This window comes from Pseudomonas sp. Z4-20, assembly GCF_051131955.1.
Classification (GTDB): Bacteria; Pseudomonadota; Gammaproteobacteria; order Pseudomonadales; family Pseudomonadaceae; genus Aquipseudomonas; species Aquipseudomonas marvdashtae.
Window position 1 is genome coordinate 2011552 of the sequence record NZ_CP071641.1, and the last position, 21885, is coordinate 2033436.

18 protein-coding genes are annotated in these 21885 nt (G+C 62.4%); 9 read left to right on the top strand and 9 right to left on the bottom strand.

The genetic code is table 11. From position 1 onward, the window contains the following. Positions 1-47 precede the first annotated feature (47 nt). Together J3P82_RS09335 and J3P82_RS09340 are read left to right on the top strand one after the other, a co-directional pair. Positions 48-290, top strand: coding sequence for a hypothetical protein (locus J3P82_RS09335; protein ID WP_434562486.1), 243 nt, complete (start codon positions 48-50; stop codon positions 288-290). Positions 291-320: 30 nt separating this feature from the next. Beyond that, positions 321-494: a hypothetical protein gene (locus J3P82_RS09340; RefSeq protein WP_434562488.1), complete on the top strand. Its 174-nt coding sequence runs from the start codon at positions 321-323 to the stop codon at positions 492-494. A gap of 175 nt (positions 495-669) precedes the next feature. On the opposite strand, the gene J3P82_RS09345 is transcribed toward J3P82_RS09340, so the two are convergent. The 6 genes from J3P82_RS09345 to J3P82_RS09370 all read right to left on the bottom strand — a co-directional run bounded on the left by J3P82_RS09345 (position 670) and on the right by J3P82_RS09370 (position 7689). Further along, complete coding sequence (locus J3P82_RS09345) at positions 670-1188, bottom strand: Hcp family type VI secretion system effector (RefSeq protein ID WP_434562490.1); 519 nt, start codon at positions 1186-1188, stop codon at positions 670-672. Between the two features lie 296 nt (positions 1189-1484). Next, complete coding sequence (hglS, locus tag J3P82_RS09350) at positions 1485-2861, bottom strand: 2-oxoadipate dioxygenase/decarboxylase HglS (RefSeq protein WP_434562492.1); 1377 nt, start codon at positions 2859-2861, stop codon at positions 1485-1487. Positions 2862-2949: 88 nt separating this feature from the next. Beyond that, positions 2950-4170 (bottom strand): glycolate oxidase subunit GlcF, encoded by a 1221-nt coding sequence (gene glcF, locus J3P82_RS09355; protein WP_434562494.1) that lies wholly within the window; start codon positions 4168-4170, stop codon positions 2950-2952. Beyond that, positions 4171-5229, bottom strand: a complete 1059-nt coding sequence (glcE, locus tag J3P82_RS09360) for a glycolate oxidase subunit GlcE (RefSeq protein ID WP_434562496.1) — start codon at positions 5227-5229, stop codon at positions 4171-4173. It lies immediately after the preceding gene. Continuing rightward, positions 5229-6728, bottom strand: coding sequence for a glycolate oxidase subunit GlcD (gene glcD / locus J3P82_RS09365; protein WP_434562498.1), 1500 nt, complete (start codon positions 6726-6728; stop codon positions 5229-5231). The genes glcE and glcD overlap by 1 nt, the downstream gene beginning before the upstream one ends. Before the next feature lie 31 nt (positions 6729-6759). Continuing rightward, a complete protein-coding gene (locus J3P82_RS09370) occupies positions 6760-7689 on the bottom strand; it encodes an alpha/beta fold hydrolase (protein WP_434562500.1) in 930 nt (309 codons plus the stop codon). 304 nt (positions 7690-7993) lie between these two features. On the opposite strand from J3P82_RS09370, the gene J3P82_RS09375 reads away from it, so the two are divergent. Together J3P82_RS09375 and J3P82_RS09380 are read left to right on the top strand one after the other, a co-directional pair. Further along, on the top strand, positions 7994-9070 hold the full coding sequence (locus J3P82_RS09375; protein WP_434562502.1) for a diguanylate cyclase: 1077 nt from the start codon (positions 7994-7996) through the stop codon (positions 9068-9070). A gap of 62 nt (positions 9071-9132) precedes the next feature. Then, entirely contained in the window at positions 9133-10371 is a 1239-nt protein-coding gene (locus J3P82_RS09380; RefSeq protein WP_434562504.1) for a M20/M25/M40 family metallo-hydrolase, read from the top strand. 145 nt (positions 10372-10516) lie between these two features. Here J3P82_RS09380 and J3P82_RS09385 read toward each other — a convergent pair whose 3' ends face one another. From J3P82_RS09385 to xthA, 3 genes are all read right to left on the bottom strand, one after another. After that, complete coding sequence (locus J3P82_RS09385; RefSeq protein ID WP_434563760.1) at positions 10517-10822, bottom strand: DUF6124 family protein; 306 nt, start codon at positions 10820-10822, stop codon at positions 10517-10519. 423 nt (positions 10823-11245) lie between these two features. Next, complete coding sequence (locus tag J3P82_RS09390) at positions 11246-12580, bottom strand: substrate-binding domain-containing protein (protein WP_434562506.1); 1335 nt, start codon at positions 12578-12580, stop codon at positions 11246-11248. Positions 12581-12665: 85 nt separating this feature from the next. Further along, positions 12666-13478, bottom strand: a complete 813-nt coding sequence (xthA, locus tag J3P82_RS09395; protein ID WP_434562508.1) for an exodeoxyribonuclease III — start codon at positions 13476-13478, stop codon at positions 12666-12668. Positions 13479-13654: 176 nt separating this feature from the next. Here xthA and J3P82_RS09400 point away from each other — a divergent pair, with 176 nt between their 5' ends. The 5 genes from J3P82_RS09400 to J3P82_RS09420 all read left to right on the top strand — a co-directional run bounded on the left by J3P82_RS09400 (position 13655) and on the right by J3P82_RS09420 (position 21874). After that, positions 13655-14299, top strand: a complete 645-nt coding sequence (locus J3P82_RS09400; RefSeq protein ID WP_434562510.1) for a GNAT family N-acetyltransferase — start codon at positions 13655-13657, stop codon at positions 14297-14299. Positions 14300-14364: 65 nt separating this feature from the next. Further along, positions 14365-16092: an autotransporter assembly complex protein TamA gene (locus J3P82_RS09405; RefSeq protein ID WP_434562512.1), complete on the top strand. Its 1728-nt coding sequence runs from the start codon at positions 14365-14367 to the stop codon at positions 16090-16092. Beyond that, positions 16089-19763, top strand: coding sequence for a translocation/assembly module TamB domain-containing protein (locus J3P82_RS09410; protein WP_434562514.1), 3675 nt, complete (start codon positions 16089-16091; stop codon positions 19761-19763). The genes J3P82_RS09405 and J3P82_RS09410 overlap by 4 nt, the downstream gene beginning before the upstream one ends. 171 nt (positions 19764-19934) lie before the next feature. Beyond that, a complete protein-coding gene (locus J3P82_RS09415) occupies positions 19935-20408 on the top strand; it encodes a MarR family winged helix-turn-helix transcriptional regulator (RefSeq protein ID WP_434562516.1) in 474 nt (157 codons plus the stop codon). Next, positions 20405-21874, top strand: coding sequence for an efflux transporter outer membrane subunit (locus tag J3P82_RS09420; protein WP_434562518.1), 1470 nt, complete (start codon positions 20405-20407; stop codon positions 21872-21874). Before J3P82_RS09415 ends, J3P82_RS09420 begins: the two co-directional genes overlap by 4 nt. Positions 21875-21885: the final 11 nt, after the last annotated feature.

Below are 21885 nucleotides of genomic sequence, written 5' to 3' on the forward strand. Positions count from 1 at the left end.
GCGCAGGTCGCCCCTCATAGCTTATGAATGCCTCGCGGGAGCCCGTCATGAGCGATGACCTCAAACCTCCGTCACTGGCCGACTGGCAGCGGCTGTTCGACGACAAGGCTTACTTCCAGCAGTCGCCGGATGCTCATTTCACCGAGCTGGTGCGCCTGGCCGATGATCTGTTTGGCCAAGGGGCGATAGATCTGGAAGGTTGGCAAACTCTCAAGATCAAAGCCGAGGAACTCCACCAACGCTCGCCAGATGCCAACGTCGCGCAGGAAGTGGCAGACCCTGATGCCTGATTCCAAGGCTGACAACCCAAGGAGTTCACGATGAAGTCCAGCCCCGATCAAACGCAACACAACCCCGACGCCCCGGGCTTGCCCGGCGAAGTGGAACGTGACAACGACGCGCTGCGGCCCAACGACCCGGCCAAGCGCAAACAGCAGCAAGGTGACGCCGAAGCGCAGGAAACCGATGCGCAGAAAACGGCGCGGCGCGATTAAGTTTTTACAGTGAGCGAGTAAGCTGGCTCGCCACGTATTGTGAATAATTATTTAAGCGGCGCTCGGGGAAATACCGTGGAAGCTCCACTATCATTGTCCCCGTTCGCCCAGTGCCTGGCTCTTTACCAGCGCATGGAATGCCGAGGCCGTCGCACTGGGCGAACACCTGCATGGCTTAGCCCGCGACCGGGGAACGCCAGTCATCGGAGCCTGAGGTGCCACTGACTTCGTGGGTCCAGGTGATCTTGCGGTAGGTGAAGTGGACGTCCTCCAGATGGGTGAAGTGGCTGTTGCCCGGATCCTGGCAGTTGAGCATGTAGTCTTTCATGTCGACGATGATCGCGTCCTCCAGGGTGGTGGTGTAGTAGTGTTCCTGGGTGCCCGACGCCGAGGTGCGGTACCACTGGATTTCAACCTTGGTCAGGCGCTCACCGCTGGTCAGGGCTGCGAGCAGCAGCGGCGAGGCTTTGTCGTAGACCTTGGTGATCACCAACGGCTTGTGCATGCGCTGGCCGGTTGGCTGGCCGGACTGAGGGTCGCGCGGGATGGTGACCTGGTGCTGGAAACCCTGCACCATGACTTGGTCTTCATGGCCTTCCTGGTAGGTGTTACCCACCGAGTCGGCGGTAAATGCGCCGGCGGTGATCAGGCCTTGTTTGGTACCTTCGATGGACATGTAAGCGGGGGTAGCCAATGGATGCTCTCCTTCCTGGATAACTGAAGCCCGGGGCGCGAATCGCCTCGAGGCGGCTGAGCGTTATCAAGAGCTATGCCATTTATAAAAATGTTCTGAAAATCAAAAGCCTACGTAAATTTATGGTTCAGGCATCAAGCCAAAACCTGAAAATATACGTAACGGACTGCGCCGTGCGGGACGATTCATTGCCCACGCAGCACCGGGTGCCTTATTGCCTGGGCAAAACGGCAAAATCCGAGGGGTTTTGATAACCCGATGCGCAAGTTCTTACGCCTTTGTCCTTCGGCCGTTTCCTACGCTTTCAGGGCAAGCATGCATTCGTCGATGGAACGCTGTTGCGTCTCGGCATACAACCCCAACTCGTCGATAGTCGCTTGTCCCAGCGCGGCTTCGAACGCGTGTCGATTGGATTGTCCGGCGTAGTGGCTCTGGGCTGTGTCACCCAGGTTCGACTGGAAAATGCCGGCGGCACTGACCGGCAAGAAATCCTCGTAGACCAAGGGTTCGGCACGCAGGTATTGCTGCTCCAACAGGTGCTCCAGCGAGGCCGGCTGATCGATAGTGCCTCTGGCGGCGAGCCCCAGCGGCGTCACGAAATAGCGAAAGTAGGCCAGTGCCTGCCGGCGCAGCTCATCGTGGGTATCCGGGAACTGGATGAAGTGTTCAGCCATCAGCGTGTTGTAGCGTGCGGCATTGGCTTCGTTGGGAAACGCCCCGAGGGCGTCGCGCGCGGCGTTCAGCAATTGGTCGTAGAGCGCGCGGCCCTTGGGGGTAAGGGCGGCGCCACGTTGTTCGATCTCGCCAAAACGTGCGCTGTGGCTGCCTTGGGACGCAGGCTGGTCGGTGAACGCGACGGGCTCGTCGAGCGCCTTGAAACTGGTCTGGCGCAGCAGGATCGGGCACTGGCGACGGGGCGGTCCTTCGACCACGGCTTTGGGCGTGATGCCATGCACCGGCATCTGCTCCTGGACAATGTCGATGTCCAGGGTGCGCGGCGTCAGATGATTGATATGGGGCCCCTTGAACGCCACCACGTCGGCGATCAGGCGGTGCTGGGCGCTGAGTTGTCGATACTGTTCGGCGGTGACGGTGGCGCTGTGGTGCCAACGAAAGGTTTCCAAGGCCTGTAGGACGAAGTCCTCAGCCTGGGGTTCGGTCAGGCCACCCTGGCGTTCGGCGAGGTCGATGAGCTGCAGGGCGCTGGGGGTGAAGATTTGCCGTTTAGCCAGCACCGACTCGGCAAAGGCTCGAAGCTCGGTGTTCTCGATCAGCTCCAGGCGCAACAGCGAGGTAAACACCCGGAAGGGGCTGATCTGCAGCGATGTTTCATGCACGGCGCGAAACGCCGTGGAATGCACCGGTACGCCGGCGGGCGTGAGATCGTAATAGCCCACCGGTTGCATGCCCATGACCGCGAACAGGCGGCCCAGGGTCGCCAGTTCGGCGGCGGTGCCAACGCGAATGGCGCCGTGGCGTTCCAAGTCCAGGCGCTGCAGTTCGCCGGTGTTGCGCAGGTGTTCGGCCAGTGACGGGTCGTTTGCCAGTACCCGGGCGTTGGTGTGCTCCACCAGGTTCATCAATGCGCCGTACAGCGGCACCTCGTCGCGGTACATGTCGGACATCGCCCTGGAGAAGCGTTGGCGGATCAAGTCGGGGCTGACGAAGCTCATCGTAAGAATTCCTGGCGAAGGCTGTGGGAAAGTTGGACGAAAGATCGCAGCCTTCGCCAGCGCCGACAAACGAAGAATCTTCAGGACTTCATTCTGCCAGGGACTGATCCACCAGCTCGATCCAATGCCGCACCGGCGTGCGACCGGCGCTGTCGAGGTGACTCTGGCAACCGACGTTGGCGGTGACGATCAGCTCCGGACGGCCGCTTTCCAGCGCGTTCAGGCGGTTGTCCCGCAGCTGTCGGGCCAGGGTCGGTTGGGTCAGCGAATAGGTGCCGGCCGAACCGCAACACAAATGCCCGTCGGGCACCTCGGTCAGGTTGAACCCCAGCCGTGCGAGCAGGGCTTCAACGGTGCCGCCGAGTTTCTGCGCGTGCTGCAAGGTACAGGGACAATGAACGGCGATGCGCTGGCTCCTGGCGGCGCAGATTTCTTCCAGCGGTTCGTTGCCGAGCACTTGCACCAGGTCCAATGCCCGCTCGCTGACCTGACGGGCTTTGGCGGCATAGGCGTGATCGTGTTCCAGCAAATGCCCGTAGTCCTTGATGAATGCCCCACAGCCGCTGGCGGTCTGGACGATCGCTTCGGCACCGTTTTGCAGGTGCGGCCACCAGGCGTCGATGTTGCGGCGGGCGCGGTCCAGTCCGGTTGATTGGGCGTCCAGATGATAGTCCAGCGCGCCGCAGCAGCCGGCTTCTGCGCTGGCAATGACGCTGATGCCGAGGCGATCCAGCACCCGTGCGGCGGCCGCGTTGGTGTTGGGTGACAAGCCCGGCTGCACGCAGCCTTCAAGCATCAGCACAGTGCGAGCGTGGCGCACCGCCGGGCGTTCGCCATGCGGCGCCGAGGCCCGGGGCAACTTGGTGGCCAGGTTTGCCGGCAACACCGCACGGAACACTGCGCCCAGGCGCAGCAGCGTCTTGAACCGCTCGGGGCTGGCGGCCAACCCCCGCAGGCCGAGGCGCAGTGCGCGTTGGCTGGGCGGACGAGGCACGGCCGCATCGACCACGGCGCGGCCGATGTCCAGCAAATTGTGATAATCGACGCCGGACGGGCAAGTGGTTTCGCAGTTGCGGCACGACAGGCAACGATCCAGGTGCAGTTGGGTGCTCGCCGTAGCAGGCTGGCCTTCGAGCACCTGTTTGATCAGGTAGATGCGTCCGCGCGGGCCGTCCAGCTCATCCCCCAGCAACTGATAGGTCGGGCAGGTGGCGTTGCAGAAACCGCAATGCACGCAACTGCGCAGGATCCGCTCGGCTTCCTCGGCACGGGGCAGGCGCTTGCTTTCGTCACTGAACCGAGTCTGCATCTAGAACTCCGCGTACATCCGGCCAGGATTGAACAAACCCTGGGGATCGAGTTGTGCCTTGAGTTGACGGTGATAGCGCAGCAGCGCCGGGGCCAGCGGCTGGAACGGCGTGTCGGTGATACCTGGACAATAACAGGTGGCATGCCCGCCCAACTCTCGCGCCAGTGTCTGTACCGTGTCGGCATCGGTTTTCAGCCAGCGCTGCGCACCCGCCCAATCGATCAGCTGCGCGCCGGGCAGGGCGAGGGGACCGATAGGGTTGGGCAACGACAGGCGCCACAGCGGCAAACCTTCATCGAAGAACGGCAGGCGATGTTCGTTCAGCGCTGTCCAGTATTGATCGTCAACGACTTCACCGCCCAGGCGCTGATGCGCCGCGCTGACTGAACCTTCGCCGCCCTCCAGGCGCAAATTCAGACAACCGCCCTCGTGGCTGGCCGCGCTGAGGGGCAAAGGTTGTCGGCCCCACTCGGCGAGTTTTTCCAGGGCTTCGGCGCTGTCCATTTCCAGGCGAATGCTCAGGTGGTGGCGAGGTTTTGGCAGTACTTTCAGCGAGACTTCGGTGATCACCCCCAGGCAGCCGAAACTGGCGGTCAGCAGACGCGACAGATCGTAGCCGGCGACGTTTTTCATCACCTCACCGCCAAAACGCAACAACGTGCCATGGCCGCTGATCAGGCGCGTGCCCAGCACATAGTCGCGCACCGAACCGGCCCAGGGGCGGCGCGGTCCCGACAGCCCGGCGGCGACCATGCCACCCACCGTGGCATCCTCGCCGAATGCCGGTGGTTCGCACGGCAGCCGTTGCCCGGCTGCGTCCAGGGCGGCGAGCAGTTCGCGCAGCGGGGTTCCGGCCCGGGCGGTGACGACCAGTTCGGTGGGGTCATAGTCAACAATACCGCGATGCGCTCGGGTATCGAGCACTTCGCCAGCCACGTCGTGTCCCAGGAAAGCCTTGCTGTTCGAGCCCTGGATGCGCAGCGGCGTGGCATTGGAACGGGCGCGGTTGACCTGCTCCAGGAGCAGGTCGCTGGCGTCACGGTCGACTTCGCCGATCATCAGAAACGCTCCAGTTCAGGGAACGGCAACTGCCCGCCGTGGATGTGCATGGCGCCGAATTCAGCGCAGCGGTGCAGGGTGGGGATGTTCTTGCCAGGGTTGAGCAGGCCGAGGGGATCAAACGCCGCTTTCACGGCATGGAACAGGTTCAGTTCGTCGCTGTTGAACTGCGCGCACATCTGGTTGATTTTTTCCCGGCCGACGCCGTGCTCACCCGTGATGCTGCCGCCAACCTGGACGCACAGTTCGAGAATTTTCCCGCCCAAGGCTTCGGCGCGCTCCAGTTCGCCCGGCTGGTTGGCGTCGAAAAGAATCAGCGGGTGCATGTTGCCATCGCCGGCATGGAAGACGTTGGCGACCCGCAAACCATACTCGACGCCCAGGCTGGCGATGCGCTGTAGCACTTCGGGCAGGGCACGCCGGGGAATCGTGCCGTCCATGCAGTAATAGTCCGGTGCCAGACGGCCCACCGCCGGAAAAGCATTCTTGCGTCCGGCCCAGAACCGCAGGCGCTCGGCTTCGTCCCGAGCCTGGCGCACCTCGGTCGCCCCGGCCTGTTGCAGGACATGGCGCACCCGTTCGCAATCATCCTGGACATCGGCCTCGACCCCGTCCAGTTCGCACAGCAGGATCGCGTCGGCATCCACCGGGTAGCCGGCGTGGATGAAATCCTCGGCGGCGCGGATCGCCAGGTTGTCCATCATCTCCAGGCCGCCGGGAATAATGCCGGCGCCGATGATATCCGCCACTGCCCGCCCGGCCTTGTCCACCGAATCGAAACTGGCCATTAACACCCTGGCGACCTGGGGCCGGGGCAGCAACTTGACGGTCACCTCGGTGATGATTCCCAGCAGTCCTTCGGAACCGGTGAACAACGCCAGCAGGTCCAGGCCCGGCGAGTCCAGGGCTTCGCTGCCCAAGGTCAGGTGTTCGCCTTCGATGGTGAGGATTTCCAGCTTCAAGAGGTTGTGCACCGTCAGGCCGTACTTCAGGCAATGCACGCCGCCGGCGTTTTCCGCGACATTGCCACCGATGGAGCAGGCGATCTGTGACGAGGGATCCGGCGCGTAGTACAGACCGAACGGTGCCGCCGCCTGGGAAATCGCCAGGTTGCGTACGCCTGGCTGAAGTCGCGCGGTGCGCGCATCGGGGTCGATATGCAGGATCTGATTGAAGCGCGCCATCACCAGCAGCACGCCGCTTTCCAGGGGCAGGGCGCCACCGGACAAGCCGGTTCCGGCCCCTCGGGCGACCACCGGGACGTTTTGTACGTGGCACACCTTGAGCAGGGCCTGTACTTGCTCGACTCGCCGTGGCAATACCACCAGCATCGGCGTGGCGCGATAGGCCGACAGTCCGTCGCATTCGTAGGGCCTGAGATCTTCGTCGCGGTGGAGGATTTCCAGGTCCGGGATCCGTGACTGCAAGGTGTGCAGCAGGGCCTGTTTGTCCACTTTGGGCAATGGGCCGTCGAGGTGTTCGTCGTAGAGGATGTTCATCTGGATCGATACCTCAGATCTTGCGTTGTGCTCACTGCCCCAATCCCTTCAAGAAATCCCGGTACAACGCCGCGGTTTTGCCTGGTCGTTCAACCATCGGCATGTGGCCGACCCCGTCCCAGATCTCCACGCGAAGGTCGGCAATGCCCTTGCTCCAGACCGGTACGCTGCTGACGTCGATCAGTCGGTCCTTGCGTCCCCAGAGCAGCAACGACGGCGCGCGGATGCCAGCCAGGTGTGGCTCCATCGGCGGGCTGGCGCGAAGGTCAACGAAGATTTCCGCCAGTTCCTCCCGGCGCTGTTCGTAACGCTGGGCGATCGCTGCCAGCACCACGCTGGGCAACCAGGGGGGCGAGGCCATGGTCATGGCGTAGAACGGCGCGAAATCATCCCGCGAATAGACCAGGAACGGATTGTGCCCGGCCGCCAGGTGACGCTCCATGTCGCTGGGCTCGGGAGCGGTGACGCCGGACGGATCGATCAACGCCAGGGTCAACACCCGTTCCGGCGAAGTCGCCGCCAGCCATGCCGCGAGGTAGCCCCCCATGGAATTGCCGATCACGTGGACCTTGTCCAGGCCACAAGCGTCGAGCAATTCGATCACGCGTCGGGCCTGGGTGGGGATGTCGTAGCCTCCGCCGGCCTTGAAGCCGGTTTCGCCATGGCCGGCCAGGTCGGGAATCACCACCCGGTATTGGCTGACAAAATGCCGGGCAAAGCGCAGCCAGAGATTTTTGTCAGCGCTGTAGCCGTGCAGCATCAGGATGCTGCCGGACGCTTCATAGGGACCACCCTGCCAGGTCGATACCGTCATTTCACTGATGGGCACGGTGATCTTGCGCAATCGATAGAGGCGTGCTTCCAGGGCCATGCCCAAGTCATACAGCACGTGGCCGATGCCTGGATACGTCAGCCAGCTCCAGGCGATAAACACGGCGAGGACTACACACAACACCAGCATCTCTTGCCCTCCATGGGTCACGTTAGCGTTTGACCAGCCAGCCTCGGCGACCGATCAGCCTATATAAGTGAAATAAGTGAAGCTGAAACCTGGGATATAGCGACGACAGGGACGCGTCTGCTTTGATACCCGCTGTGTCGGCCAGTGAATTCCCTTTCTCATGTATAGCCAAAATCCGCGGCGAGCCACGTTTGTCCGTAAGAATAAATACCCCTTCATCCAGTGATGGCTATTTGACGTCATCCTGATAGACTCCGGTTATCCCATCCCGGCGCCCCGGGAGTCCTGCGGTGCAGAGGCCTCTATGCAAAAAACGGGAAGAAAGGGACTCTCGCTGGCCAGGAGGCTTTACACGTCGCGCATCCTCGGCCTGGCGCTCGGGTTGTTGGTAGTGAGCGCCGCCGTTTATCCCCTCGATCCGGCGCCTTGGGTTTGGGGTTTCATGCTGTTCAATGGCTTGCTCTGGCCACACGTGTCCTATCAGTGGGCCCGCCGTGCGGCGGTGCCGTACCACGCCGAACACCGCAATCTGTTGATCGACGCCTTCCTTGGCGGCTTCTGGGTCGCCGCAATGCAATTCAATCCGCTGCCCACGGCTGTCACGCTGGCGATGATGGCGATGAACAATGTCGCCATCGGTGGCCTGCGTTTCCTGCTGGTCGGCGCCGCAGCCCAAGTGAGCGGCATCGCGCTGGGCGTCTTGATATTCCCGTTGGCCAGCGTGCCCATGACCAGCCCGGCGCAGCTCTACGCCTGTCTGCCGCTGCTGTGCCTTTATCCGCTGGCGCTGGGCTGGATCTGCTTTCGCCAGGCCCACACCCTGGGCCGGCAAAAGCGTGAGCTATTGGCCCTGAGCCGTACCGACAGCCTGACCGGCTTGCTCAACCATGGCGCCTGGAAGGACCGACTCAACGAAGAGTTCCAGCGGCACCTGCGTCATCCATCGGACGCAACCCACGGCGCGATTGCGCTGATCGACATCGATCATTTCAAAGCCATCAACGACACCTACGGCCACGGCGCCGGCGACGTGGTGCTGCGCCAGCTCGGCAAGTTGCTCAGGCAAAACCTGCGGGCCACAGATGTGATCGGGCGTTACGGTGGCGACGAATTTTGCGTGATCCTGCCGGACCTGACCCTGCACAACGCCGTTCAGGCCATGGACGGTTTGCGCGAACGTTTTGCAACGCTTGGCTACGACCAGGATCCGACGTTAAAAGTCAGCCTGAGTATTGGCCTGGCGGCATTCAACCCGGCGTATGGCGACGCGACCGCGTGGCTCAACGACGCTGACCAGATGCTTTATGAGGCCAAGACAGGTGGGCGCAACCGGGTTGTCTTTCAGCGGCATCGGCTGGTGTTGGAGGCGTCGGCGGTCTAGAGCCCTTGGATATTCTCGGGTAGGGTGCCAAATGACTTCCCCGATGAAACAAGGATGAACTCATGACCGTTACCGCTCTTTGCTCCCGTCTGGCCATCAATCTCGGCCTGAGCCTGGCCCTTGGCGCCTTGGCCCCCGCTGCCTTCGCGCAGCCCCATCAGCAAGTGCTGGCCGATGCCGAGCAGTACAAGGGCGAGGCCCTGAAACTGTTGGAACGGCTGGTCAATATCGACTCCGGTTCCGGCTATGTGCCGGGTTTGACCCAAGTCGGCGACATTGCGATCGATGAGTTGCAGAAGCTCGGCGCGACTATCGAAAAGGTGCCGAATTCGGATGGCACCCAGCATGTCCTGGCGACCTTCAAGGGCACCGGCAAGGCCAGGATCCTGCTGATGGCTCACATGGACACGGTGTTCAAGGAGGGCTCCGCCGCCGAACGCCCGTTCCATATCAAGGATGGCAGGGCCTACGGGCCGGGGGTGATGGACGACAAGGGCGGCATCGTCGCCGGGATTTATGCCTTGAAGGTGCTGAAGAACCTTGACTTCAATAACTACGCGCAAATTACCTTCCTGCTCGACGCCAGCGAAGAGACCGGCTCGGACGTCGCCACCGACCTGATCAAGAAAACCGCCAAGGCCCATGATGTGACCCTCAACCTTGAACCGGGTCGTCCGGCTGACGGCCTCGTGGTATGGCGCAAGGGCAGCGCGACGGCGCTGGTGGAGGTCAAGGGCAAGGCGGCCCACGCCGGAGTCGCGCCGGAACTGGGGCGCAATGCGGCGATGGAAGCGGCGCACCAGATTCTGCAACTGGGCAAGCTCGGCGACGCGGAAAAGAAGACCACCATCAACTTCACTGTGCTCAAGGCTGGCGACCGGACCAACGTGATTCCTGACCAGGCCACCGCCAAGGCCGACGTGCGGGCAGCGGTGCCGGAAGAATTCGACCGTATCGAAAAAGACCTGGCACGTGTTTCCAAGGACAAGCTGATCGCCGACACCGAAGTGACCACCAGCCTGCAACGCGGCTTGCCACCGATGCCGCAGACGAAGGAATCGGATCGGTTGATGGCGATGGCCCAGGGCATCTATGGCGAACTGGGGCGCAAACTTACCGAGGAAGGCAGTGGCGGGGCGGCGGACGCCAGCCTTTCCGCCGGTGTGGGCACGCCGACGCTGGATGGCTTTGGCATCGTTGGCGGCAACATCCACACACCGGAGGAGTACGCCGAAGTCGAGAGCGTGGTGCCGCGGATCTATTTGTTGTCGCGGATGATCATGGAGTTGGCGGGGCGGTAGTACGCCATGACGCAGTTGCTCTTGTGGCGAGGGAGCTTGCTCCCGCTGGACTGCGTAGCAGGCCCAAGTTTCTGGTTTTGAACCAAATTCTTGGGGCGGCTGCGCCACCCAGCGGGAGCAAGCTCCCTCGCCACGATGTAAGCGTTTATGCCGACGGACGTGCTTCGACGTTATCCAGCGCTCGATTCGCCAGCATTGCGCTTAGTTCGATCAGTTGCAGGATGCCGAGGGCGATGTGGCGCCTTGAACCATCCAGGTCGAACGCCAGGTCGCTGACCATGGCGTTGGCCGAAGCGAGGGTTTCGCTGAGGTTGGCGAGCAGGGCTTCGGTGTCGACACCGTTGATGATGGTGAAGAGTGCGCTTGGATTGGCGCCCGGTGGGTTTGGGGTCGCTTTGAACATAGATGAACTCCTTGGTAATTGGAGCTGCAACCCTTTGCTACCAAACATTGGGTAGCGGCTATACGCAGGTTGGTAGACCGGGTACCAAGGCAAACCCAGCGCGCCATAAGGCGCCCCACGCACAGCCGCCATAAAAAACATGCGGAGCTGTGCGCCTTAGTTTTACCCGGGCTACCAAACCCGATCGCTGATTCTTCAGCGACCGAGCAACAGTAAAGCCCGCCCTCAAGGCGCACAAGCCGGCGGATTCTGGCGTAGTTGTAGGCAATGGCGCAAGACGCGGTGGTTAGGTCTTACGCGGTGGTTGATGCGATAAACATCCAGGCTTTTGTGGCGAGGGAGCTTGCTCCCGCTGGACTGCGCAGCAGGCCCAAGTTTCTGGCCTTGACCCAAATTCTTGGGGCGGCTGCGCCACCCAGCGGGAGCAAGCTCCCTCGCCACAGGATTTGCGTTGCGCGCCTTGGACGGCGTTCAGTAAACCCAAACCTCCACCCGCCGATTGCGAACCCGTCCTTCGTCTTCATTGTTGGCCGCCACCGGCATCAACGCGCCGAACCCGCGGACCTCGCGCAGGGCCACGCCATATTTGACCAGTTCCCGGCGCACTGCCATGGCGCGCAGTTTCGACAGCAGGTCCGCTCGCGCCGGATCGTCCTTGGCGTCGCCAAAACCGACCAGGGTCACGCGCCGGTCGGCTTTGCCGTGCTGCTTTATATAGTCGAGCACGCGCCCCAGGTCTTGGTGGGCCTTGTTGTCCAGGCTGGCGCTGCCTTCTTCGAAGCGAAAATTCACCGTCAGGCGTTGGGCATGGCGGCTGAGGGCCTGGTAACCCTCCGGCATCAGTGCATTCGGGGTGACGGACATGGCGTGGACGGTCTGGGCAATGAAGCCGTTGGCCGCGACGATGGCCTGGCCTTGTTCACTTTGGGTGAAATCGACCAGGGCCTCGGCCCATGGATTGGCTTGTAGCGGCGGCATGTAAAAGAACAAGCGTCGGGACAAGGGGTAGTCCTCGGTGGCGATCAGGTTGTTCAGTGGCAACATGGGCTGGGAGTCGCCGTCGACGATCGCCAGAGGCTTGGCTTGGCGCACGTAGGGCAAACCGATGAAACCGATACCTTGCGGGTCCTGGCTGACAGCGTCCGACAACTGCTCGCTGGACTCGAAGCGCTGGGTCGTAGGATCCAGCCTCTTGCCTTGTCGGCTAAGCACCAGCTCCTTGAAGGTGTCATAGGTGCCGGACTGCTCGTCCCGCGCATACAAATGAATCGGCCCGCCGACGCCGCCCACGGCTTCCCAGGTCTTCGCCTCGCCGCTGAAAATACGCGCCAGTTGAACGGTGTCGAGCTGACGCAGCAGATTCTGGGGATGAAGAATAATCGCCAGTCCGTCTATGGCGATGACCTGCTCGGCCATCGGACTTTTCAGATCACCGAGGGCCGCCAGGTCTTTCAGCTCGCTGTCCTTGATCGGTCTTGAGGAGGCCGCCAGGTCGGCGCTGTCCTGCTTGAGCGCGGCGAACCCGGTACTTGAGCCGTGGGCCGCAATGTCGATCTCCACGCGCCGGCCATCGGTGGTTTGCCCAACGACTCGCTGCTCGTTGTCGCGGCCGGTTATTTCGGTACTGACCTTGAGCAGCCCTTGGGTTTCCATTAGCCCCTTGACCAGCGCTGGCCCCAGCGCCGCGCCGATGGTATTGGAGCCCTGGAGGCGCAGGGCGGGGCCGTGTTGGGGAATGGGCAACTGATCGGCCCATGCCAGCAACGGCAGCCAGAGCCCCATGAAAAACACAACGTGCAGCCGCATGCCGGCACCTTCTGAAGCGAGGGAAGTGCCGGAAGATTAAGTCAGTCAGATGACTGAAACATGACAGGGTTGCGACGCGCCCGGCTCAGCTCAACTGCAACCAGATCGGCGCATGGTCCGAGGGTTTTTCCATGCCCCGCAGCTCGTAATCCACGCCAGCATCCTTGACCCGTGGCAGCAGGCCTTGGGAGGCGAGGATCAGGTCGATGCGCAGGCCGCGCTTGGGCTCGTCTTCAAAACCGCGGCTGCGGTAGTCGAACCAGCTGAAGCGGTCGGTGACGTCCGGGTTGAGATGGCGGAAGCTGTCCACCAGGCCCCAGTTCTTCAGGCGGGCCATCCATTCGCGCTCTTCAGGCAGGAAGCTGCATTTGCCAGTCTTCAGCCAGCGCTTCATGTTGTCCGGGCCGATGCCGATGTCGCAGTCTTCCGGGGAAATGTTCACGTCGCCCATCACCACCAGCGGCTGGTCGTTGCTGAAGCGCGTTTCCAGCAGTTGCTGCAGATCGTTGTAGAAACGCTCCTTGGCCGGGAATTTGGTGGGATGGTCGCGGCTTTCACCTTGTGGGAAATAACCGTTCATGATGGTCACCGGCACGCCGTTGGCGTCGGCGAAGGTGCCCCAGATGAAACGTCGTTGGGCGTCTTCATCGTCGTTCTCGAAGCCTTTGTGCAAGGTCAGCGGCGCCTGGCGCGAGAGCAGGGCAACACCGTAATGGCCCTTTTGCCCGTGGTAGTGCACGTGATAACCGAGGGCCTGCACCTCGGCCAAAGGAAATTGTTCGTCGTGGACCTTGGTTTCCTGCAACCCGATCACGTCCGGCTGGTGTTTGTCGATCAGTGCCGCCAGCTGATGTGGGCGGGCGCGCAGGCCGTTGATGTTGAAGGAGACGATCTTCATGGTCGGCTGTCCTGGCAAAACTGCGATGCTAGCTGACATGTGGGAGCGGAGCCAGCGTGGCAGTAGGGCAAATGCGCTGCTAATGTCCTTGGCTTGTAGGAACGATCGCAACCCTATCGGGTTCGTACTCAATAAGAGCTGGGCCTCACCGAGCCCCGCCCAGGAGATCCAACGCCATGCCTGACACCGCCACCGCTGATATTCACATGCTCGACAGCGGCTATTCCCGCGAAGCGCGTTCCTTGCTGTACCAGGCCTATCGCCATGAGCCAACCTTCAGCTACCTGTTCGAATCCGAACGCCCCGGTTACGAACAGCGGGTAAGGGCGACCGTGCGTGAGCTGGTCAAGCAGCATTTCCTCCAGGATCTTCCAGCGATCGGCCTGTTGGTCGATGACCGCCTGATCGGCATCGCGTTGATTGCCCCGCCACAGCGGCGCCTGGGCATCACCGAAAGTTGGGCCTGGCGCCTGCGCATGGTCTTGAGCACGGGGTTTCGCTGCACTCGGCGTTACCTGGAATATCACGCGGCCGTGCTGGCCTGCCTGCCGTCGGACTCGGTTCATGTCTTGCCGCTGCTGGGGGTTCATCCGCAGTTCCAAGGCAAACACTACGGCGAACAGTTGCTTGAGGCGGTTCATAACTGGTGCGCGGTGGACGAGCATTCCCAAGGCGTGGTGCTGGACACCGGCAACCAGCGCTACCTGGAATTTTATAAACGCCAGGGTTATGAAGAAATCGGCGAAGTGGCGGTAGGACCGATCCGCGAGCATGTGTTCTTTCATGCCAACCCGCAGGTTCTGCAGAGCGCGACGGCATAATCGGACGAACTTTTGGGAATCGTCCGGCTCTATCAGGCTCCCCACCTCGTGTTAGCATCCGCGCCATGAATTTCCCAGGACGAATGACCAGTGGCGCGCTGTTGCTGTCCCTCAGCTGCGCGGCGCTGGCCCAAAGTGAATTGGACGTACGGGTCAATCCGTCCAATGACGCACTCAAGGCCAACATAGAAGGTTATATCGGTGGCCTGGGCGATCGTGACGAAGATGCATTGCTGCGCTTCAGTCGCGGCGCCGAGGAGCAGGCGCGCAAAGCGGCCCAGGCGCTGGGCTACTACCAACCGCAAATCGACAGCGAGGTGCAGGCTGGCAAGGCCCCGCGCCTGATCCTCACCATCGACCCCGGCGAGCCGGTGCATCTGCGCAACGTCACGATCCGCATCGACGGCCCGGCGGCGTCCCTCAAGGCTTTTCGCGTGCCCGACAACGCGGGCCTGAAGTCGGGCGCGGTGCTCGATCACGGACGCTATGAAGACGCCAAGCGGACGATCCAGAACCAGGCTTCGCGGTATGGTTTTTTCAGTGGACGATTCGTCAGCCAGGCATTGCGCGTGGACCCACAAGCCGGCATTGCCGATATCGAATTGATCTACGACAGCGGCCCGCGTTATGCCCTCGGCCCGGTCAGCTTCGAGGGCGACACGCCGTTCGATGAAGACCTGCTGCGGCGCATGGTGCCGTTCAAGGCCGGCGCGCCTTACGATTCCGAACTCATTGCCGAACTCAACCAGGCGCTGCAGTCGAGCGGTTATTTCGAGGGCGTGCGCGTGGATGCGGCGCCCACCGCCGCGACCGATAACGTGATCCCGGTGGCGGTCAAGCTCGAGACTCGCAAGCCGCGGACCATGGGTCTGGGCTTGGGTTTTTCCACCGACGTCGGCCCTCGGGCCAAGGCCAACTGGACGCGGCACTGGGTCAACCCCCAGGGCCACAGCTACGGCTGGGAAGCGGAAGTGTCGGCGCCCCGGCAGAATATCGGCCTGTGGTATGACGTGCCGCTGGACCCGCCGCTGACCGACAAGCTGCGCTACGCCGGCGGCTATCAATATGAAGAATTGTCCGGCACCGACACCCTCAGCAAATTACTGACCGTGGGGCCGGAATGGCACAGCAAGTTGCCCAGCGGTTGGCAGCGGGTGGTGTCGCTCAAGTGGCAGCGCGAGGAATATCGCCTTGGCGACGATTCGGGCCTGAGCACGCTGCTGATGCCAGGCGTCAGCTATTCGTACCTGCGCAGTGATAACCGCATCGACCCCCATAACGGCTACCGCCTGCAATTGGACACCAAGGTCGCCAAGGAAGGGCTGGGCTCGGACAATAACCTTTTGTATGGCACCGCCATGGTCAAGGGCCTGACCACTGTGTTCGACAGGCACCGCCTGCTGGCGCGGGCCCAGATCGGCGGCAGCGCCACCAATGGCTACAAGTCCATTCCGCCGTCGCTGCGCTTTTTCGCCGGTGGCGACCAGAGCGTGCGGGGCTACGACTACCAGAGCCTGTCGCCGGAAAACTCCGAGGGTGATCGCATCGGTGGCCGCTACATGGTGGCGGGCAGCCTCGAGTATCAGTATTCCGTTGCGGAAAAATGGCGGGTGGCAACGTTTGTCGACCAGGGCAACTCTTTTAACAGTCTCGATCTGCCCAGCCTCAAGACCGGCGTGGGCATTGGCGTGCGCTGGGTGTCACCGGTCGGCCCGATCCGCCTCGACCTGGCCCATGCGCTGGACGACGACGGTGGCATTCGATTGCACTTTTCCATGGGGCCTGAGCTGTGAAGCGCGGTTTGAAGATAACGCTGCTGGCACTGGCCGGGTTGCTGGCGACGGTCGTACTGGCCCTGGGCATCTTGCTTGGCACTGCGTTCGGCAGTCGCTGGGCTATCAGCCTGGTACCCGGGCTGACGGTGGAGAATTTCCAAGGGCGGTTGGGCGGACAGTGGGGCGCCGACCACGTGCTGTGGCAGCAGGACGCCAGCCGGGTAGAGGTGGATCGGCCGGTATTGGCCTGGTCGCCGTTGTGCCTGCTGCGCATGACGCTGTGCATCGAACAGCTCAAGGCCGATCAGGTCGCCTTGCAATTGCCTACCTCCACCGATGAGCCGAGCAGTGGTCCGATCAGCTTGCCGGACTTGGACTTGCCGCTCGCCATCGAACTGGGTGACGTGCAGATCGGCAGTCTGTCGTTCAACGGCAGCGAGCAGCTCAAGGGCCTGCATCTGGCGGCTCATTGGACCGCCGAGGGTTTGCAGATCGATTCGCTGCAATTGCAGCGCGACGAACTGAGCCTGAATCTGTCCGGCCTGTTGCAGCCGCGTGGCGATTGGCCGTTGAGCGCTGCTGGCCGGTTGACCTTGCCGGCACCGGGCGCGACGCCGTGGTCGCTGGAGCTGAAAGTCAGTGGCGATTTGCTCAAGACCCTCGTCCTCAGCGCCGACAGCCTTGGTTATCTGCAAGGCCATCTGGCCGGCGAGCTGCAACCACTGGCGGACAACCTGCCGGCGAAGGTGCGCATCACCGCCGACGGATTCAAGGCCAGCGCCGATCTGCCAGACACGCTGGTGCTCAATCAGCTGGAGCTGACCGGCGAAGGCAATCTTGAAGACGGCTACCAACTGCTCGGCAAAGCGACCCTGCCGGCCGAGAAAGGTCCGGTGGCGTTGCTGCTGCAAGGCAAGGTGGACGCCAACGGTGCACAAATCGCCGGCCTGGATCTTGATGCCGGCGAGCAGCAAAGCGTCAAGCTCTCCGGGCAATTGGACTGGCACGAAGGCTTGAGCGCCGATGCGAAAGTCGCCTGGCTGGATTTCCCCTGGCATCGCCTCTATCCGCTGATCGACGAGCCGCAAGTCACGTTGCATCGTTTCAACGGCGAAGTTTCCTACACCGACGGTCAATACCTGGGCAATTTCCAGGCAGCGCTGGACGGGCCCGCCGGGGCATTCAACCTGAGCAGTCCATTCAGCGGCAACCTGGCGCAAATCCATTTGCCGCAGCTCAAGCTCGACGCGGGGCAGGGCAAAGCCGAAGGGCATCTGAACCTGCAGTTTGCCGACGGCATCGCCTGGGATACCGCGTTGCAATTGTCATCCATCAATCCGGCGTATTGGCTCGCGGAGCTGCCTGGCACCTTGGCCGGGCCTTTACGCAGCCAGGGCTCAATCAAAGACGATGCCCTCAGCCTGGACGCCAACCTGGACCTGAAGGGAAAACTGCGCGGCCAACCGGCGCTGTTCCAGGCCACGGCGGCGGGGGCAGGCGAGCAATGGAACCTCAGTGCGCTGGATATCCGTCTGGGCGATAACCGCATCAACGGCAGCGCCAACCTGCAACAGAAACTGACCGGCCAGATCGATATCAAACTCTCGCGGCTGGCCCAACTCTGGCCGCGATTGCGCGGCCAGGTCATGGGGCGTCTCGACTTGGCGGGGACACCCAAGGCCCCTCAAGGCAAGCTCGGCGTACAAGGCACCCAGCTGGGATTCCAGGACAATCATCTGCAAAACCTGAGGGTAGACGCGACGCTCGACAACACCCAGCGGGGCAAAGTCGATCTCAAGGCCAGCGGCATTCGGGCCGGTGAAACGTCGCTCGGCGTCTTGACGGTCAGCGGACAAGGCGACATCAAACAGCAAAAACTCAACCTGGATCTACAAGGGCCGCAGCTTGAAACCACCCTGGCCCTGGATGGCGCGCTCGACCAAGGCAACTGGCGTGGACGCCTGTCCAATGGCGACATACAGGCCGGCGGCCAAGCCTGGCGCTTGCAGGCCCCGGCCAAGCTGGAACGTTTGGCCAATGGTACGCTGAACTTCGGCGCCCATTGCTGGCGTTCCGGCCAGGCCAGCTTGTGTGGCGAAGACCAGCGGCTGATGCCGGAGCCGAAGCTGCGCTATCACCTCAAGCAGTTCCCGATTGAAAGCCTGGCCCAGTGGATGCCCAAGGATTTTGCCTGGCAAGGGCGGCTCAACGCCGATCTGCAACTGGACCTGCCGGCCAGCGGCCCGAACGGCCGCGTCCTGGTAGATGCCAGTGGCGGTACCTTACGGATTCGAGACAAAGAACAGTGGCTGGATTTCCCGTACCAGACCCTGACGCTGAACAGTCGCCTGACTCCCACGCGCATCGATACGGACCTGGTTTTTGCCGGGGCGAGGCTCGGCGAATTGACGCTCCAGGCGCGGATCAACCCGTTGCCGGCCAATAAACCCTTGAGCGGTTCGTTTCGACTGAGCGGCCTGGATCTGTCGGTCGCCCGGCCATTCGTGCCGATGGTGGAAACCCTGACCGGTCACCTGAACGGCAGCGGCACCCTATCTGGCGGATTGCTCGCACCGCAGGTCAACGGCAGTTTGCTGCTCAGCGACGGCGAAGTGTCCGGCCCGGAACTGCCGATCAGCCTCGAAGCCCTGCAACTGCGGGCGATGATCGCCGGCGAAACGGTCAGGCTCGACGGCGGCTGGAAAAGTGGCAAGAGCGGGCAGGGCAGCTTGACGGGGACTATTGGCTGGGGCGAGGCGTTGTCCATGGACCTGGCCCTCAAGGGCTCGCAACTGCCGGTCACTGTCGAACCCTACGCGGTGCTCGATGTGGCGCCGGACCTGAACATCACGATGCAAGGCGAGCGACTTTCGATTGCCGGCAAGGTCCTGGTGCCCAAGGGCGACATCACCATCCGCGAATTGCCGCCATCCACCGTCAAGGTCTCGGATGACACGATCATCGTCGGCCGCCAGACCGAAGAGGGCGAGGCACCGATCGCCATGGCGATGGACATCGACGTGATCGTCGGCCAGGAAAAGCTCGCCTTCTCGGGCTTCGGCCTGACAGCCAACGTGAAGGGCCAGGTGCACATCGGCGACAACATGGACACCCGTGGCGAACTCTGGCTCAACGACGGTCGCTATCGAGCCTACGGGCAACGGTTGACGGTGCGTCGGGCGCGCTTGTTGTTCGCCGGGCCGATCGACCAGCCCTACCTCGACATCGAGGCGATTCGCCAGACCGATGATGTGATTGCCGGCATTCGCTTGAGCGGCAGCGCCGAGCAGCCGACCACGCAGATCTTCTCGGAGCCGGCCATGAGCCAGGAGCAAGCCTTGTCCTATCTGGTATTGGGCCGACCCTTGAGCACCACGGGCGAGGACAACAACATGCTTGCCCAGGCGGCGTTGGGCCTGGGCTTGATGGGCAGCTCCGGCGTGACCACCAGCCTGGCGAATAACCTTGGGATCGAGGATTTCCAACTCGACACCCAGGGCAGCGGCGAGGCCACCAGCGTGGTCGCCAGCGGTAACCTCTCGGAAAAACTCAGCCTGCGCTACGGCGTCGGAGTGTTCGAACCGGCCAACACCATCGCGTTGCGCTACAAGCTCAGCAAAAAGGTCTACCTCGAAGCCGCCAGTGGCGTCGCCAGTTCGCTGGATATCTTCTACAAACGCGATTTCTAAGGCCTTCCCGCGAAAACTTCCTGTGGTAGCTCGCTACCACGGATGCGTTCGCGTTCGTGCGGCTATGCATAGGCAGCTAACTATTTATTTGACATTTGCTGCCTAAGCAGTAATATCTCGACATACATTCACTGCCTAGGCAGCAAACCGTCTTCAGATAACGGTATCCAGATGAAACATTTCACCCCGGACGAATTCCACAATTGCCATCTCGGCATGCTGCTTGGCCGCGCCGCGTCGCTCAAGGACCGGATCATCGACACGCACATGGAACCCGTCGGCATCACCGCCGCGCAGTTCAAGGTGTTGATCATCATGGCCCAGCACGGCATCGACACACCGGTCGAGCTGTGCCGATACCTCTCGCTGGACAGTGGCTCGATGACGCGGATGCTCGATCGCCTGGAGCAGAAAGGTTTTCTGGTTCGCCAACGCTCGGCGCAGGATCGCCGCCAAGTCCGGTTGGTGTTGACCGACGCCGGCCAGGCCCTCGCCGATCGCCTGCCGTTTATCGGTGCCGACGCCATGAATCAATTGGCCTGCGCCATCAGCCGCGAAGAGCTGCAAACCCTCGAAGACATCCTCAAGAAAATACTGCTCGCCGCCGGTGATCCCATCACCGTCCTGCGATTGGGGGGAAAATGAAACGTCAAACCTTGCGTGCCCGCTTGGGCCTGGTGCTGCTGGCCATGAGCCTCGCCGGTTGCGCCAGCTACAGCGGTCTGGAAACCGAAGGTGTCAGCCTCGAGGCCAAGCGTCTCCAGGCCGGCCAATCGCTGACGGGCGTCACCTTGTCGCCGGCCTCGTGGCCGAAAAGCGATTGGTGGAAAAGCCTCGGCGACCCGCAACTCGACGGCCTGATCCGTGAAGCCCTGCGCGACAGTCCGGATATGCAGATCGTCAGCGCTCGGGCCCACCAGGCCAGCGCCGCCGCCTACGCCGCCAACGCCGCGCGCATGCCAACCCTGGATGCCAGCGGCAGTGTCAGCCGTTCGCGCCTGGCCCGTGATCAGGACCCGCAAGGGCAGGGCGGTGCCTACAGCACGCTGCGTTCGCTGAGCGTGGATTTCAACTACAACTTCGACCTCTGGGGCGGCCAGCGAGCGGCCTGGGAAGCCGCGCTGGGCCAGGCCCGCGCCGCCGAGATCGACCGCCAGGCCGCGCAACTGACCCTGGCTGCCGATGTGGCCCGGGCCTACAGCGACCTCGGCCAGGCCCACATCATTTATGACTTGGCCAATGAGGACCTCAAGCGCACGCGACAGATGCTCGACCTGGGCAAGCGCCGTCTCGGCGCGGGGATCGACAGCGAATATCAATTCCAGCAGACCGAAAGCCTGGAGGCGAGCGCCGATGCAAGCCTGATCGACGCGGAAAAACGCCTGCAAAGCGCGAAAATCGCCTTGGCCGTATTGCTGGGCAAGGGGCCTGATCGTGGCAACGAAATCGTCCGGCCGAACGTACTGAAGGGCAGCGCCGTCGCCTTGCCGTCGAACCTGCCGGCTGAATTGCTCGGACGACGTCCGGACCTGGTCGCGGCGCGCTGGCGGGTCGAGGCGGCGAGCAAGGACATCGCGGCCGCAAAGACCCATTTCTATCCCAACCTCAATTTGAGCGCGGCGGCGGGTGTGCAATCGCTGCTGGGCGACGCCATGTTCGGCTCGGCCAGCCGTTTCTTCAACGTCGCGCCAACCGTGTCGCTGCCGATCTTCGATGGCGGTCGCTTGCGTGCGGACCTCGATGCCCGGGACGCCGACTACGACCTGGCGGTGGCGCAGTACAACAAGAGCCTGGTCGCGGCCCTCGGCGATGTCAGCGACACCATCAACCAGTTGCGCGACATCGGCCGGCAGATCGGTGCCCAGCAACACGCCGTGGACATCGCCCGAAATTCCTACGACACCGTGGTCCAGCGCTACGGCTCGGGCATCGGCAATTACCTGGACGTGCTGAGCATCGAGCAACAGTTGCTCCAGGCCCAGCGCCAACTGGCGACCCTCAATGCCGAGCAGATCGATTTGTCGATCCAATTGATGCAGGCCCTGGGCGGTGGTTTCGAGACCCAAACCGTGGCTTCGGCCACACCGGCCGCCACCGCGCCGATTCACTGATTCGAGGTACC